Source organism: Salinibacillus xinjiangensis (genome assembly GCF_009649735.1).
Classification (GTDB): Bacteria; Bacillota; Bacilli; order Bacillales; family Alkalibacillaceae; genus Salinibacillus; species Salinibacillus xinjiangensis.
In genome coordinates, this window is the sequence record NZ_WJNH01000011.1 from 105,889 (window position 1) to 121,978 (window position 16,090).

General features: G+C 36.7%; 18 protein-coding genes and 1 rRNA gene. 7 read left to right on the top strand and 12 right to left on the bottom strand.

Going from position 1 to position 16,090, the window contains the following annotated elements; translation table 11 throughout:
- Positions 1-4: 4 nt before the first annotated feature.
- The 7 genes from GH754_RS15690 to GH754_RS15720 all read right to left on the bottom strand — a co-directional run bounded on the left by GH754_RS15690 (position 5) and on the right by GH754_RS15720 (position 6,101).
- A complete protein-coding gene (locus tag GH754_RS15690) occupies positions 5-862 on the bottom strand; it encodes a YtnP family quorum-quenching lactonase (protein WP_153729631.1) in 858 nt (285 codons plus the stop codon).
- Between the two features lie 49 nt (positions 863-911).
- On the bottom strand, positions 912-1,550 hold the full coding sequence (gene trmB, locus GH754_RS15695; protein WP_153729632.1) for a tRNA (guanosine(46)-N7)-methyltransferase TrmB: 639 nt from the start codon (positions 1,548-1,550) through the stop codon (positions 912-914).
- 65 nt (positions 1,551-1,615) lie between these two features.
- Positions 1,616-2,410 carry a phosphotransferase gene (locus GH754_RS15700; RefSeq protein ID WP_153729633.1) on the bottom strand — a complete coding sequence of 265 codons (795 nt, stop codon included), beginning with the start codon at positions 2,408-2,410 and terminating at the stop codon, positions 1,616-1,618.
- A 126-nt stretch (positions 2,411-2,536) separates the two neighbouring features.
- Positions 2,537-3,463, bottom strand: coding sequence for a diacylglycerol/lipid kinase family protein (locus GH754_RS15705; protein ID WP_153729634.1), 927 nt, complete (start codon positions 3,461-3,463; stop codon positions 2,537-2,539).
- Between the two features lie 40 nt (positions 3,464-3,503).
- Positions 3,504-4,436, bottom strand: coding sequence for a nuclease-related domain-containing protein (locus tag GH754_RS15710; RefSeq protein WP_153729635.1), 933 nt, complete (start codon positions 4,434-4,436; stop codon positions 3,504-3,506).
- Between the two features lie 15 nt (positions 4,437-4,451).
- Complete coding sequence (gene thpR / locus GH754_RS15715; RefSeq protein WP_153729636.1) at positions 4,452-5,018, bottom strand: RNA 2',3'-cyclic phosphodiesterase; 567 nt, start codon at positions 5,016-5,018, stop codon at positions 4,452-4,454.
- 72 nt (positions 5,019-5,090) lie between these two features.
- Complete coding sequence (locus tag GH754_RS15720) at positions 5,091-6,101, bottom strand: potassium channel family protein (protein ID WP_153729637.1); 1,011 nt, start codon at positions 6,099-6,101, stop codon at positions 5,091-5,093.
- Between the two features lie 167 nt (positions 6,102-6,268).
- On the opposite strand from GH754_RS15720, the gene GH754_RS15725 reads away from it, so the two are divergent.
- Positions 6,269-6,487 carry a DeoR family transcriptional regulator gene (locus GH754_RS15725; RefSeq protein WP_153729638.1) on the top strand — a complete coding sequence of 73 codons (219 nt, stop codon included), beginning with the start codon at positions 6,269-6,271 and terminating at the stop codon, positions 6,485-6,487.
- A gap of 129 nt (positions 6,488-6,616) precedes the next feature.
- Here GH754_RS15725 and GH754_RS15730 read toward each other — a convergent pair whose 3' ends face one another.
- Both GH754_RS15730 and GH754_RS15735 read right to left on the bottom strand, forming a co-directional pair.
- On the bottom strand, positions 6,617-7,324 hold the full coding sequence (locus GH754_RS15730) for a pseudouridine synthase (protein WP_153729639.1): 708 nt from the start codon (positions 7,322-7,324) through the stop codon (positions 6,617-6,619).
- A 55-nt stretch (positions 7,325-7,379) separates the two neighbouring features.
- Positions 7,380-9,002, bottom strand: a complete 1,623-nt coding sequence (locus tag GH754_RS15735; protein ID WP_323742065.1) for a putative polysaccharide biosynthesis protein — start codon at positions 9,000-9,002, stop codon at positions 7,380-7,382.
- 172 nt (positions 9,003-9,174) lie between these two features.
- On the opposite strand from GH754_RS15735, the gene GH754_RS15740 reads away from it, so the two are divergent.
- From GH754_RS15740 to GH754_RS15750, 3 genes are all read left to right on the top strand, one after another.
- Positions 9,175-10,440, top strand: a complete 1,266-nt coding sequence (locus GH754_RS15740) for a BaiN/RdsA family NAD(P)/FAD-dependent oxidoreductase (protein ID WP_153729651.1) — start codon at positions 9,175-9,177, stop codon at positions 10,438-10,440.
- Positions 10,441-10,548: 108 nt separating this feature from the next.
- Positions 10,549-11,232 carry an ABC transporter ATP-binding protein gene (locus tag GH754_RS15745; RefSeq protein ID WP_323742066.1) on the top strand — a complete coding sequence of 228 codons (684 nt, stop codon included), beginning with the start codon at positions 10,549-10,551 and terminating at the stop codon, positions 11,230-11,232.
- Positions 11,233-11,237: 5 nt separating this feature from the next.
- Positions 11,238-12,575, top strand: a complete 1,338-nt coding sequence (locus tag GH754_RS15750; RefSeq protein ID WP_153729641.1) for an ABC transporter permease — start codon at positions 11,238-11,240, stop codon at positions 12,573-12,575.
- 138 nt (positions 12,576-12,713) lie between these two features.
- Here GH754_RS15750 and GH754_RS19495 read toward each other — a convergent pair whose 3' ends face one another.
- Positions 12,714-12,884, bottom strand: coding sequence for a hypothetical protein (locus tag GH754_RS19495; protein WP_194841380.1), 171 nt, complete (start codon positions 12,882-12,884; stop codon positions 12,714-12,716).
- A 293-nt stretch (positions 12,885-13,177) separates the two neighbouring features.
- Between GH754_RS19495 and GH754_RS15755 the strand changes: the two genes are divergently transcribed.
- Together GH754_RS15755 and GH754_RS15760 are read left to right on the top strand one after the other, a co-directional pair.
- A complete protein-coding gene (locus tag GH754_RS15755) occupies positions 13,178-13,480 on the top strand; it encodes a hypothetical protein (RefSeq protein ID WP_153729642.1) in 303 nt (100 codons plus the stop codon).
- Positions 13,481-13,601: 121 nt separating this feature from the next.
- The gene (locus GH754_RS15760; protein ID WP_153729643.1) at positions 13,602-14,006 is read left to right on the top strand and encodes a hypothetical protein; all 405 of its coding nucleotides are present in this window, start codon (positions 13,602-13,604) and stop codon (positions 14,004-14,006) included.
- Positions 14,007-14,097: 91 nt separating this feature from the next.
- Here GH754_RS15760 and GH754_RS15765 read toward each other — a convergent pair whose 3' ends face one another.
- A complete protein-coding gene (locus GH754_RS15765; RefSeq protein WP_153729644.1) occupies positions 14,098-14,580 on the bottom strand; it encodes a hypothetical protein in 483 nt (160 codons plus the stop codon).
- Between the two features lie 437 nt (positions 14,581-15,017).
- On the opposite strand from GH754_RS15765, the gene GH754_RS15770 reads away from it, so the two are divergent.
- Positions 15,018-15,197, top strand: a complete 180-nt coding sequence (locus GH754_RS15770; RefSeq protein WP_153729645.1) for a hypothetical protein — start codon at positions 15,018-15,020, stop codon at positions 15,195-15,197.
- Between the two features lie 504 nt (positions 15,198-15,701).
- Here the strand turns inward: GH754_RS15770 and rrf are convergent.
- Positions 15,702-15,817 (bottom strand): 5S ribosomal RNA (gene rrf, locus GH754_RS15775).
- Positions 15,818-16,090: the final 273 nt, after the last annotated feature.

Consider the following 16,090-nt stretch of genomic DNA (forward strand, 5'->3'; position numbering starts at 1 on the left):
ATTTTTAACTTTCGTAGCTATACCTTTCCCGTGTAACTTTATCGATAACTTCTCCACTTGAATTGAATTTTAAAGCACGATAATGAGCGTCATGATAGAAGGTATACCAAGCATTTTTTTCATAACCTATTTTCATCCATTCTTCCTTTTTGTGAACGGATCTAACCGGATAATCATCATAAGCCAGTACCCACAATACATTTTGGTGACCATGTGTTGGCATTAGATCGGCCATATGTATAAAAGTATCCTCTTGATCCTCAAAAAGTAAGATTGCATGTCCATCACTATGGCCGCTTGTGTGAATCATTTTGAGTCCAGGAACAATCTCTATTTCCGCGGTAAATGTCTCCACTAAATGTTCAACTGGCTTCCAATTCTCTTCCCAATATGTATTTTGCGAACGAATATTTGGGTTCCTCATTTCATTCCATTCTACTTCTGTAGTATAAATGGTTGCGTTTTCAAAACTTGGAACTAAACGATTTCCTTCCCATCGAGTAAGCCCACAAGCATGGTCAAAGTGCAAATGAGTCATTAACATAGCGTCGATGTCTTTTGTTGATAATCCGAGCTGGTTTAATGATACTTCTACACTTGATTGCTCTAATACCCCAAAATTTCGCAGTTGTTTTTCTGTTAATTTATTATTCCCGATCCCAGAGTCAACTAAAAAGTTTTTCCCATCTACTTGAAGTAATAGCGGATCTGTCCGTAGTTCAATTTGATTTTTTTCGTTGACGGGATACTTTTTACTCCATAACGGTTTCGGGACAACGCCGAACATGGCTCCACCATCCAAAAAATTCACACCGCCATTTAGCCAGGTGATTTTTGCTCGTCCAACTTGTAATGTTTCCATTATTTTTCCCCTCCTCTATACCCAGTTTAACATATAAAGGAGGGAATGATTATTGAAACTGAGCTCGGCAACGATAGATTGACTGGCCTTTTTGTGAGAATTTTTGCTCATACTCTGTCATAACATTAAGCGGATCCTGAAGGGCGTGCAAATCAAGTGTTAACTCTTCTATTAGCATGCCAAATTTAGAGAAGCTTTCTACAGAGTATTCAAATAGCTTTTGATTATCTGTTTTGAATACAATTTCTCCATCAGGTTTTAAAATGTGTTTGTACTGGGTTAAAAATGTGTGATAAGTTAGGCGTCTTTTTTCATGTCTAGCCTTTGGCCATGGATCGGAAAAGTTTAAGTAGATTTTATTAACCTCATTTTCAGCAAAGAGGTCTCGCAAATCAACAGCATTTTCATTGACAAGACGAGCATTACTGACCTCTTTTTCCTTCACTTTCTTAATCGCGCCAACAATAACACTTTTGACACGTTCCATTCCTATAAAATTAAATTCTGGATGCTGTTTTGCCATATTTGCGATAAATTGACCTTTACCAGAACCGATTTCCAGATGAATAGGGTTGTCGTTCCCAAAAACATCACTCCATGTTCCTTTATGTGATAGTGGAGACAATTCAACTATTTGCTGATTTTCCTTCATGAAGTCATCAGCCCACGGTTTATTTCGTAAACGCATGTTTCATCCTCCTAAGTAAAAAATCCCTTATTATTTTAAACAATAAGGAATTTTTTTCATACAGTTTATACTTCTATTTTACTTAACATCTTTTGTAATGTATTTTGCCATACTGTGCATTCTTTATTTTCATTTCGTTCATAATGCCACTGTATAAAGGATACGGACTGTGCTATGACATACCATTTGATTCGATTTAGAATATCCTCATCATAGTGGATGCCATAGCGATCGAGCCAACTTGCCCATTCATCTCTCGGTACATATTTCTGCAAAAGAATACCGATGTCTATTGCTGGGTCTGCAATCATAGCATTATCCCAATCTATTAAATACAATTGTTCATTACGTGCAAGCAACCAGTTGTTATGGTTCACATCACAATGGCAGACCACTTTATTTTTATGCTGAACATATGGAAGCTTATCTTGTAAATATTTTAATGCCTTGTGGATATCAAGGCTTGTGTCTACTTGTCGTTGATTAAAATGGGTTTCCTTTAGCTTTGCCATAATCATTTCTGGCTCTAGCGGTTTTTTCCCCATGCGCATGAACAAATCAATTAATTCGGTAGAATGGTGAATTTTGCTTAATAGAGCTGCCACTCGTTCATGTTTCATTTCGTCCTGAGTTAATTGACGGCCTTCTAGCCATTGTTGTGCTGTTATAACATCGCCATTTTCCAAACGCTTTGTCCAAACGAGCTTGGGAACAATTCCTTCAGCAGATAATACCGCAATAAAAGGAGAAGAATTTCTCTTTAAGAATAGTCTTTTTTCTTCACTTTTGGCATAGTAGGCTTCACCAGTAGATCCACCAGCTGGCGTAATTGTCCATTCTTTACCTAGTATTTGTTCCAATCCCATTCACCTTCAATCATGACCTTTGATTTATTCAGCATTCTATTACTCTATCTCAATATAACAATCTAATAAGGCGACCTCTTAAGATTAACGTATATTACAGGGTAATTTCAAGATGAATTTTTAAAATCTATGAATCTTTCTCATCAAGTGGTCCTTAGTGATTGTAAAAGAGCCTATTTTCCCAGTTTGTCCATCGATTTGATATGACCTTTCCTCATTCAAAATGACTTTGATTTCACTGGCTTCATATATATATACCTCTTTGAATGTCGTATGTTTACCAAAAAATACGGTAAAAAACAAAAAAAGAACCTTCCACTTCGATATGTGGTCAATAATAAGTACATATAATCGGCCGGAATCCATTTTCGCATGAGGGACAATTTTCATTCCACCGCCAAAAAATGGGTGGTTGGTTACTGTGACCATAAAGGTATGCTGAAATACCAGTGGCTTTCCATCTATGACAAGCTGAATCTTTTTAGTTTGATAGGTAAATAAAACTTGGAACAGGGCAATCAAATAACTCAGCATCCCTAAACGCAGTAGATTCATATACTTTTTATATTTTGATTCATCTGCTTGCTTAGCTACTACTGCATCAAATCCAATACCAATACTATTAGCAAAAAGAGGAGTTTGCTTCCGACTTGTTTCCTTCGTTATTTTTCCTAACCTATAAGATCTCCATGAAGGATTGTTGATGATTTGTTTAAAAAGGGTGACAGGTTTACGTTCAATCTTACAGGCACGTGCAAAATCATTACCAGAACCAGCTGGTATGATCGCCACATTCATAGCAGGAAATGTCTTTAATCCGTTCATCACTTCGTTTAGAGTCCCATCTCCCCCAACAACAATGATGGCTTTGATCTGAGTTCCATACATTTGAGCAACTTGAGTGGCCAAGGCTTTCCCGTGACCTTGATATTCTGTTAGAAATGACCGACAGTTCTTTTGCTGATAGAGGGAATGCTGTTTAAGCTCTTGATACACTTTCATTCCTCTTCCCTCACCTGCAACAGGGTTAACAATCAATACATACATCACAATTCCCCTTTAGTTCCACTTCACCACTACTCAAAATTCACATTAGGTCAAACATAGTTGGCTCTTCATCCTCCAGCCATTCTGGTCTTTCAAAGGAAGTAGTTTGACAATGCTTTAGTAATGCTTCACCTGCTTTTAGCTGAACATGCTTTAAAGGTGATGAAAGCTTTCTTAATTGAGTAAACCATTCCTCATACTGACCTTCTCCAATGTAGTTCGTATTGTAAGTTTCCATGTCGGTCACCATTTCATTTTTTTCACTTATCACTACTTTTTTTACTGGCATATCAATATCATATTTAGCAAAAATACTTTTTATTATATGTTCAGTTCGTTTCAGCGAAATTAATGGACTTAGAATACGAGATTGCACATCTGCCTGTTCCACAAACCAAGTGCGCCCTTCCTTTGGGATTATTTTCACGCCTTCCCCTTCATCTAAAAAGGTTAAACACAAGACAGAGAGAGGCGTAATAATAATAATATCCCCCTCCACTGTAGCGTTTTTCAACCGGAAAATAGGCTGATAGAGAACGAGAAAGCTGTCAGGTAAGCGTTGAAGAAGAAATTTTAATGTCGAGCTATATTTGTAATCATCACTTAGTTCAGATTGTTCTCTAATTGTACTTGAAGCCCACTTTAACTGAAAACGAAAAATATGATCTAGAAATTTATGCTTTAGCTGCTCTTCATCTCTAGGGATATCGGTAATTTGTTCAGTAGAAATTGATGGTTGAGCGAACAAATCCTTCTCTTTTCTTCTAATAAACAAGTTTTTGAGTGAAAAGGACTCTTTTGTACCACTCGTTTCCAGTTCTTCTGGAGTTTCAATTCTTGGTTGATTCAACTCCCAATGTTCATAAACCTTATGCCAATTTTCTTTTTTCAAGCGTATAAATTGGCCGGGATAGCGATAAAAATCTATTTCATATCTTGATATATAGTCTTGTAGCTTTATTAATTGTGCCATATGCTGACACCTCGTTTATTTCAATTTTTTCGTAAATATCGGTTTATATTTGACCTCATTTTGAGGCTCAATTTGATATAAATGGAAAGAATGAATTTCCATCATCTGTTTGTCTGGTTTTGGCAAGCTGTTGGCTAGTTCATCCTTTGATTCCAGCTTTTTTTGTGGGTCAGCCCACTTTTTCGCAAGCGTAATATGTGGTCGATAAGGGCGATTTTCCTTACCAAAATCCAGCTTTAATATCTGCTCTTCAATTTTATTTTGTAAAGATAATAGCTGCGGAGTATGTTCAACACCAGCCCACATCACACGTGGCTGGTCACTCTTTCCAAAAAATCCAAGCCCACCTATTTCAGTGTGAATAGAATCAATATCATCCAGATTATCCATTAGCTCAATGACATGCTCCAAGTGCTTTTCATTCACCGCTCCTAAAAATTTAAGTGTAATATGAAAATCTTCTTTATTTGTCCACGTTTTATATGATACAGCTTTTTCTAGTTGGTTCTGCCAATCTGCCAGCCATGATCGGAGAGATTCCTCAATTGGTATTCCAATAAAATAATGAGAAGATTGTGCCATAGGGATGTTCCTTTCTGTTTTTAAAATTCCTCCCTTTTATCTTACCTTAGGAAAGAATGTTCATGCGAAGAGTTAGCCAATCAATTTATCATAAGTGCTTCGGTCACAAACCACATATAACTTTGCATCTTCTCTAATCTTTTCATCCAGCATCCGATTAATCCCTAAATTTTTACCATCTGCAATAAGAGTTGCCCCTTCTTTTAATAAATCCTGAAAGGCATCCCCATATGTGTGCCATTCCTCTCTCGTTGGGATATGGTATAAATCATCACCATGCTGATGTCGTAATAATTGACCATACACTTCTGAAATGCCTTTGGCAAAAATTGTTCTTACAGCCAAGGAGGAAATCGTTTCCCGTGAATAGATAAAATCATCTACTTCTATATGCTTGAAATTATGAATATGTGATTCCTCCATCACTTCCACTACTGTATGTACTTCTGGTGCTATTGATTCTACTGTTGATGCAATTAACAAGGTTTTGCCATCAACTAATTGGTTTTCTTGGATAGAATCATCGGCAAAGATTAACACGGATTCCGCTTCTTTTACATTTGCTTTTTCTAACGTATCCATAGAAGTACCGTACCCTTTAACAAAAAATATATTTTCACTAAGGAGTGGTGCTTTCTCTCTTTCATCAATAATGACAACTTGTATATCCTTTTTAGTTTTTAGCATCTCCTGAAGAGCATAGTTAGCCTTTTCAGACCACCCAATTATTATATAATGCCCAGTTCCTTTAAACACCAGTTTTCCCTCCTCCCTTTTTTTACGAAACGCTGATAAACCATCTACAACTTTCCCAATGACGACCCCAATGAGACCAATACCGAGTATGTAAAGAATAATAGCGAGTATTCTTCCTTCCGTAGTCACTGGAGAAAGGTCTCCATATCCAACTGTAGTAACTGTGGTCATGACCCACCAAAAACCATCAAAGTAGGTCACAAAAGTTTCAGGCTCTATGTGCACAATTAATATTGAACTAACAGAAATTAGCAGAACACTAGAAATAAATAACATACGATTATTGACTTTGATTAAACGTAAAATTAACTTTCTTAATATAGGCATCTAATCCCTCCCTCACTGTACTTTTTTTATCTTAATAAAATTTTATCAAATTTTTTGTTAAAATTACGAAAAAATTCTGTGTTTTGGTATAATAATAATATAAACGGACACACACCTTAGTTTCCAAATCACCACAGAACATTTAAAATCCTTTAAGGAGTGGTTTTTTGAATCGATCAACCTCCAGAATGCTAGATAGGGTAAAAGCTGTCTATCTCTTTATTAAGGAGAAGGGGACAGTTACGACTACAGAAATAGCAGAGGAGTTTGGAACGACCGATCGAACAGTTCAAAGAGACTTAAATGTGTTAGCGTATAATGGGCTTGTAACAAGTCCTAGTCGTGGTCAGTGGACGATCACCAAAAAGAGAGTGAAAATTTCATAAGCCGTTTAGTAGAGTTTAATTCTCTTGGACCCCGTTGGTCATGTACCCGAGGTTCTTTTTTTTGTTCAAATAAGCGAAGGCGTCTATTGATCCCCATCAGGCATAAGGCAAGAAACACAGTTTTGAAAACTAGGACTTTAAGTTGTTTAATTCTTCTACAGTCAATTCGCGATAGTCACCTTTTGATAAGGATGGATCAAGTTTTAAGCTACCCATTTGCAATCGTTTCAACTCTACTACTTTCTTACCGACTGCTTTAAACATCCGCTTCACTTGATGAAATTTGCCTTCCGTAATCTGAAGCTCAATCTCTGATACTGGACCACTCTTGATAATGATTAATTCACCTGGTTTGGTCATATACCCATCATCTAATTGAACCCCATGACGAAACTGAGTAACATCTTCTTCTGAAACCTGTCCATCTATTTTTGCCCAATAAATTTTATCAACTTTTTTCTTCGGTGATAACAACTCATGGGCAAGCTGTCCATCATTGGTTAAGAGCAGTAATCCCTCTGTATCTTTATCTAGACGGCCTACCGGGAAAGGATTAAAAAGTCGATATTCGTCTGCCAAAAGGTCGGTCACACACTTATCAACAGGGTCTTCTGTTGCAGATATGACACCCTTAGGCTTGTTTAACATCACATAAACATACTTACGATATTCAACTTTTTCTCCTTGCACAATTATCTGTTGAGCATCTGGATCTACTTTTACTTTCCCATCCTTTACAACATCATGATCAATCGAGACCTGACCCTTTTTAAGCATTTTTTTTACTTCAGTACGACTCCCATATCCCATGTTGGCTAATAGTTTATCAATACGCATTTCGTTCACCACCTCATTCTACATAAAAAGGGCGTGAGTTACACGCCCAAACAGCTTAAATAAAAATACGACTTAATAGCTTTGCACGAGCACCCAAAACTCTTTCTAATAGGGTAGACTTATAGCATAACCATAAATACACATAACCACCGACTCCTGCACAAACGAATACCGTAATAATGACAGAAAGCCTTGTCGTTTCATCAAAAACAAAGGCAGTTAATATCCACTTTAATAGTAAGACCAATAATGTCATAAAAGCTGTAAAGATGAGTATTAAAAGTGTCCGTTTAAACAGTGGTTTATAAGCAATATCGGTTGTTTGCTTAATTTTCCACAGATTTAATCCTGATGCTACCGCAACAGCTAAACCTGTTGCGAAAACCGCACCCTTGGCTTCAAATAAATAAATGAAGGGAACATTACAGATTGTTTTAATTAGCACACCAATCCCTAAGCTAATCAGTGCAAAGTTTTGTTTGTTAACTCCCTGTAAAATCGATGCCGTTACGGTGAATAAACCGTAAAACAATGCTACAGGAGCATACCAGCTTAATAATGGGGCTGTTATTTCTAACTCATGACTGATCCCATAAAAGCTACCGTATGCCTCTTTGGATAATAAGGATAACCCTACTACAGCCGGTATCGTGACTAATACAATGATTTGTAACGCTTGGTTAATCTGATGAATATACACATCCTTTTGTTTTTCGGTAAAGGACTTGGTTATAACCGGTAATAAGGCAAGCGATAGACCTGTTGCAACCGTAACAGGAATAATGACTAGCTTATGACCCAATAATGCAATAACAGAAAATAACGTTTCCGAAATCTCGTTAAGTCCGATATGGGCCATTGCCCGGTTAAAGGTAAGTTGGTCAATCGTTTGATAAATCGGCGTTGCAATCCCAACTAAAACAAACGGACCAGCATAGCTTAACAGTTCTTTATACATATCCTTCGTTGTTAAATTGGAATCTAATCTTTGATTATTGACTTGCTGGTCTAAAAAGGGCTTTCTCATCTTCCAGAAGTAACCGAGAACAAACCAAGATCCCAAAGCTCCCACAAAGGCTGCAAATGTCGCCATCCCTACAGCTGTTGTCGTATTGGAATCCACTACTTTAACTAGAATAAATACACTAGCTAAAAGAAAAATAATTCGTATAACCTGTTCCATAACTTGTGAAACCGCGGTAGGCCCCATGGAACCATAGCCTTGGAAAAAGCCTCGAACAATACTCATGGATGGTATGATAATCAATGCAAAGCTTACCATACGAATAACAAATATGACATCCTCAACAGAGTTCGCATAATCATTGCTCGGTAAAATGATTGGAGCTAGTATAGGAGCACTGAAAAATAGAAACAAAAATGCTACAATACCCGTGATAAACATAAGTAAGCTTGCTGATTTAAACATTCGCCTACCGGTTTGATAATCCCCCATCGCATTGTATTTGGATACAAATTTGGACATTGCAAGGGGAATTCCCATTGTGGATATACTAATTAGAATCATATATGGATTATAAGCATAAGCGTAGAGCGCTGAGCCTGTATGACCTATTAAGGCTTCAAAAGGAATGACATATATAATTCCTAGAAATTTAGATAAAAACGTTGCACCTGTTAGTAACATCGTGCCACGTAACAAATTTGACATTGCCATGTTGTCACCTGCATTTGCTTTTAATTTTAAAATTAGCTTTGAACCAGTATGCTAATTTCTTATATATTATTTCGAGAAAAAATGATACATTGTGATAGTCTAAACAAATCCATTTTATCACATTTACCATGTATACGGCCTGCAATTTAAATATAGAAGGGATTCGATTGTGTTGAAATATGATGTTGTAGTCATTGGAGGCGGTCCATCAGGGCTTATGGCCGCCATAACAGCCAGTGAACACGGTGCCAAAACAATGCTCATTGATAAAGGCAGTAAGCTTGGAAGAAAGCTTGCCATTTCCGGTGGTGGAAGATGTAACGTAACCAATCGTCTGCCAGAGGATGAGCTTATAAAGCATATTCCTGGTAATGGGCGTTTTTTATATAGTGCTTTCTCTATATTCAATAATGAGGGTATTATCGCCTATTTTGAAAAACTAGGAGTTCAGCTAAAAGAAGAAGACAAAGGACGTATGTTTCCGATTAGCAATTCGGCAAAACAAGTTGTCCAAACCCTTTTAAATCAACTAGACCGGTTAAATGTAACTGTCAAAACCAATACACCTGTAGAAGCTATTCATTATCAGGACGATGTACATGACATCATTTTAAAGACAGGAGAGAAGATTTCCACTAAGGCTGTAATCGTAGCAGTTGGAGGAAAATCTGTTCCCCAAACAGGTAGTACCGGAGATGGATATGCGTGGGCAAAAAAGGCAGGTCACACCATTACAGATTTATACCCGACTGAGGTCCCACTGACATCAAAGGAGCCATTTATACAAGATCGAACCTTACAGGGATTGTCATTACGTGATATCGGAATAACTGTTCACAATCCAAAAGGAAAGGCAATAAAGACCCATCGATGGGATATTATTTTTACTCACCAAGGAATTTCAGGACCAGCAGCATTAAGACTTAGTCAATACGTAGTGAAGGCTTTAAAGAAATTTAAAACCAATGAAGTCACAGTCACCATTGACAGTTTTCCAGATCAAAACGAAGAAGAAACTTTTCAAATGCTCATGAAATTATCGAAAGAGTCACCTAAAAAAGCAGTGAAAACCGTGTGGAAGGGGATTGTTCCAGAACGCTTTTTACATTTTTTATTGTCACAAACAGAGATCAAGTTAGACCAGACTTATGATCATTTAGTTAAAAACGAGGTTCGCAAGCTAGCTAAACTGCTTAAGTCCTTCCCTGTCCAAGTAAATGGGACGTTATCCATTGAAAAGGCCTTTATAACAGGTGGGGGCGTCTCTTTGAAGGAAATTATCCCTAATGAGATGGCATCAAAGAAAATGCACGGTCTCTACTTTTGTGGAGAAATTTTAGACATCCATGGTTATACAGGGGGATTTAACATTACGGCAGCTTTTTCTACAGGTCATGTTGCTGGGAGAAGTGCAGCAGAATACGTAAAATACATCTAAACCACAAAACTAACGCTCATGCGTTAGTTTTTTTTCGGAAATCTTTGTAGTACTCTATAAATTTACTTCGTCTATAAGATTGAGAATAAATTATTTGGGGGAAGTATTGTGATAAAAGTTAAACATGTTAGCCATCATTTTGAAATGGGAAAAAAGGGAAGGAAAACTGTCCTCCCCGTACTTCATGATTTATCATTTGAAATACATAAAGGTGAAATCGTTGCAATTGCGGGGAAGAGCGGCTCGGGAAAATCAACCCTCTTAAACTTAATTAGTGGTTTTATACGTCCAGTCGAGGGTGAAATTTGGATTGAAGGTACGAAGGTTACGGATCTAAATGAGTCTCAGTTCGCTGATTTTCGTCTTGAACATATTGGTTTTATTTTTCAAAACTTTCAACTCATCCCAAGTATGACAGCCTATGAAAATATTGAACTACCTTTAATTTTAAAAGGATTAGATGTGAAAGCAAGAAAAAAGAAAACGGAAGAAACGTTAGAAAAGGTCGGCCTAGGTCAATTTGGGGACCATTACCCTAGTGAATTATCAGGCGGCCAACAGCAGCGTGTCAGCATTGCACGTGCACTTGTGTCCAATCCTCCCCTAATTCTAGCCGATGAACCCACTGGGAGCCTTGATAGTGATACGGAAAGTGAATTGCTAGACTTTATTAAGCAATTAAACGAAGAATTAGGCATCACCTTTCTGATCATCACTCATGATGAGGAAGTGGCAAGCATCGGAAACCGAACCATTGTCGTAAAAGATGGACAAATGGTACAGGGAGGTTAAGGGAAATGACGTTAAAAGATCAATTTAGATTTGTTCGTCAAAATATGAAAAAAAATAAACTACGAATCTTTATGACCGTTTTAGCTACGGCCATTGGGTGCACCTTTCTAATCGTACTTGCCTCCGTTGGCTTTGGTCTTCACCAGTCGATTGTAAAAGAAACCTTAGCAGACCGCGTAGTAACTGAAATTAGTGTTCACAGTGCTCCAGATGATGAAGGGAACTATAGTCGACCAGGTGAGGAAGACATTCGTTACCTAGAATCATTAGAAGGGGTAAAGGCTGTTACAAGACGGCAAAATTTAATGCAAGCTCCGAAATTTTCCTTTAAAGACTATGAAACTGAGCAACAAGCAACGATTGCTCATATGCCATCAGAAGTAAAGGCTGGATTTGAATTATCAAAAGGGGAGCTACCTAGTGAAGAAAATGAAATTATAGTAGGGTATCATTTTCAAGAACAACTAAGAAAAAAGAGTGCAGAAACAGAATCCCAGCAAGAAAACCAGCCCAACAAGGCAGAGCATTATGAAGGTAGTCTAATAGGAAAAAGTATTGATATGACTGTGAAAAAAGTCATTGACGGAGAGGAAAAAACAAGGACTATACCACTTATCATTTCCGGGATTGGTGAAGCCCCTTCAAGAGAGTGGATGAAAGATCAAAACATTTATATATCTGAGAGTATTTTAAAACAAGTTGAATCGTTTACTAATACGCCAAAAGGAATGATTGATCCTGAAGGACAAAAACATAATCTAGAAAAAGACTTTTCAGGTTACGATGAGGTCAAGGTTTATACAGAAAGCCTAGAGGATGTAAAACCTGTCACCGATCAAATTGAAAGGGAAGGTTATTCTACTTACTCTGTTCTTAAGGAAATGGATCAAATCAATATGATTTTCACTATAATGAAAGCAGGTTTAATCCTAATTGGAACCATAGCTGTTTTAATTGCTTCCATCGGTATTTATAACACGATGACAATGGCCGTTACGGAACGGGCACCAGACATCGGAATTATGAAGGCTATAGGTGCAAATCCAAAAACAATTAAAAGAATCTTTTTGTTAGAAAGTAGTTATATTGGGTTGATTGGGGCTGTGGTTGGGACGATTCTTGCCTATGTTATTAGTGCCATTGTCAATTTTGGTCTCCCACTAATTATAGAATCAGCCTTTCAAGAACAGCTACCCAAAAGCTTAAAATTCTCTAGCATTCCACTGTCACTCGTTCTAATCGCTGTCGGGATATGCTTATTGGTAACTATCATTTCTGGTGTTCGGCCAGCAAAACGTGCAACTAAAATTGATATTTTAAAGGCTATGCGTAGAGAAGTTTAACTCAAAAGTAAAATCTCTCACCGATTCGGTGAGAGATTTCTTATAGCATCAGAGTGATTTGGATTAATTTTGTATCTCGTGAATCTATTTTAAACTACCTTGATTCACGAGATTTTTTTATGTAGCACAGAGGGGGTGTCAACCAATACTTTTTTCTACTGCATGATCCCAATCCGGAAAATAGTGTAATGCACTTCTCATTAATTGTGGATTTTTCTTCTTAATGCGCTTTTTACTTAGGCTCTCTCCACTTTCTTTGAGCATTTTGATCTCCGAAAGTACTTGTGAAGAACTCATTGTTACATCCATTTTTCCTAACACCTCCTTTTACCTTTATTTAGTAATATAATTTACAAAATAATGTAATATATTCATTAATTTTGTAATTAAGTGTTTTGTTTTTTAGAATGAGGAGGAATTTGATTGATTGAATTGCTTTAGTATAGTTTCAGTGTCAATTAGAATGTTAATTAAACTGATTTTAACCAAAAACATTGCATTTGCTTGATATAATTATATAAGTTGAAATAACGAAGCAGGTTAGTTGAATAAGTAATGGAGAAATTATTATCATAAAAAGGTCTCTCTGGAGGGGTTTTCAATTGAGAACTGATGCTATTATTTTTGTAACATCTTGTATTATAATTGCGGGAGTAATTACATTATTCTCTTTTAAACACCTTAAAAATAAAGATTATGCCGTTAACAAAAGTGTCTTAATAATACCGAGCATTACCTTTGCAGTTGCGATTGGTATAGTTATAAGTATTATGGCAAACGGTACATTTTTGGAGTCTTTGGTTGTGATTGGAGTAATGTTAGTAATGTCTTTAGGGTATTCTTTCGGATTAATAAGAATGAGGAAATCATTCCAATCTTTCTGTAAAAAAGATGGTAGTAAATAGTTCATTAAGATAATCCCAAATTTGGTTTCTAAAGGAAAAGGTAATAAAGTAATGGGGGCTGTGGTTTAAGAGCCGTTATTATGCTAATGACGCAGTAATGTTTAAAATAGGGGGACGCAAAATGACGTTTACATCGCGGATAAGAAATATCTTATTATTTCTAGTCATAACATTCTTTCTTGTCCTTATAGCAGGGTGTATGGAAGGTTCCAAAAATGAAGGCGGAATGTTGAATATCCCAGAAGAAGGGAGTATTCGTTTCCAGGCCTTTATTGAAGAAATTCCAAATGAAGGAGAGGTGGATGTGGAATATGAACGAATGCAAGAGATTATTTCACATTTACGTGATTTAAATAATATTAGTGTAGAGGAAGTAAGTGTTCATATTAATTCAGAGTCAAACATAGAAAAATATGGACACCTAATTGATGAGTTTCCAACATATATAATAATTGACCATAGCGGAATTGTGTTAAATACTTCCGACGTTAAGGAAATCACGGAATTTATTGAAAGCAAACAATAGTCTTTTATAGGTAATAAAATAAACGAAGACAAACTTATGGATGCAGGACGGTTTGTCTTCGTTTATTTAGTGGATGTTACGAATTATTTAATTATTCTTCTTCTACATTTGCTACATTTGGATTAAATTCTGCAAACATCCCATCAGGGTTTGCTTGCCAAATCCAAGCATGTAAAGCAAAGGAACCAGGGAAAGGTCCGTCATCAAATTCCTGACCAAATAATGATGGACGCTCTCCACCTGCAGTCATGTATTCAAGAGCTACTAGTTTATAACCACCATTTTTCTTAGGTTCATAGACAAGAACTTCAGGAACTATTGGATCGAGGTTAGGATCTGCTAGTAAATCATTCCTAACTAGATGAATGCCCATGTTAGGAACTACCCCGTAATCAGTTTCATACCCATCATCAAAGGCAGCTTGAATATCATGATATTTAGCTGTTTCTTTTCGTACATCGGCAAGCTGTTTCGATATATCAGCTCCATATGATTTTGCTGCAACTACAGGAGTTAAAGCAAAAGTCAATACAAATGTGATTGCTAAGAACACGACTAGTCTTCTCTTTTTCAAACCAAACCATCTCCTATTCTAATTATGAAAGTTTGTTCTTTATTAAGAATACCAAAATTCCTTATAACAAACAACATTAAAATTGTATATACTGTGAAAAAGTTATTTAATTAATCAACTTAATAATTGCTTTTTAAATAAAAGATAAACTTTCAGATTTTTGATTCTACTCTTTATTAAATGTTTATGTTGAAAAACATTCAATTCTTTTATCGTTTTCATATAATTTCGCAACTTCCAAGCGATGGAGATTTTTAACTTAATAAACCAGTTAATAAAGGACAGTTGGAAATTTGTGAATATCCCCGTGATGCGTGTATCACTTGAACAAGGGATACAGCCCTTATTTCGTTAAAGAAGCAGGTTATTTCAATAAAGGACTTTTCCAATTTTTACAGAATATTTATTATTAAAAATAAATATAAGGAGGGGTCGACTTGAGAAACAAAGGATGGTTATATTTAGGGTTTGCAGGTTGCGTTGGCTTAATATTTATTCTAATGGCATCAGAAGGTTATACATTATCTAATAGTACTGTAATTGGGGAAGCTCAGCTGAATTTTTTAGGTATTAAAATAGCTGAAGGCGCAACGACCGAGGAATGGAACCAGATTTGAACATACTTTTATCTTTTGAGTTTAGTACCTTTAGCATTTACTATAACCTGTTTTCGCAAATTTTTAAAACTTGTTCCAGCTGCCAACTAATATATTTGAATTGCCGTCTGATACTGTTTGGACGGCTTTTTATTTAGGAAATGATTGTGGCATAGTTTCTTAAACAAACGGGGGCATTAGTTGAAAAAGCCAATATTAATTAAACTATAACAGAGCCAATTTAAAAAGGACCGCCTTATGATTTAAGGCGGTCCTTTTTGTGGTGACATTTAGTATGGCATATCCTTTACAAATTTAAATGTCATTGCACCTCAAAACAGAACTCTTTAAATACAATAAGGGACTTTCCTTAAATACTCAGTCTCGATTAGGAAGTTTTGTCTCATATCATTCTTGACTATAACTCAGGGTGAGTAGATGCAGAACTGGACATCGTTGAATTTGGTGCATACTTATTTTCCAAAAAAATCCTCAGAATCTTAAAGATACTGAGGATTTCGTGTTGTCAAGCAGCGTCCTACTCTCGCAGGGGAAAAACCCCAACTACCATCGGCGCTGGAGAGCTTAACTTCTGTGTTCGGAATGGGAACAGGTGTGACCTCTCCGCTATTGCTACTGGACTTGTGTTTTTGAAGGTGTTTTGAGTACCTTCAAAACTAGATAAGAAGTGAATCAAGGTGACGTTTGCGTTTGTTCGGCTAGCTGCGACTCCCAGGTCCTCGCCGTCATAAGCATAATCCCTTCCGTGGCAAAACCCGCCACTACAGGTATTCTGCTTATGCGGTCGGACCTAACCGGTCGTCTCCGCTTTTGGTTTTAAGTTAAGTCCTCGATTGATTAGTATCCGTCAGCTGCACGTGTCACCACGCTTCCACCTCGGACCTATCTACCTC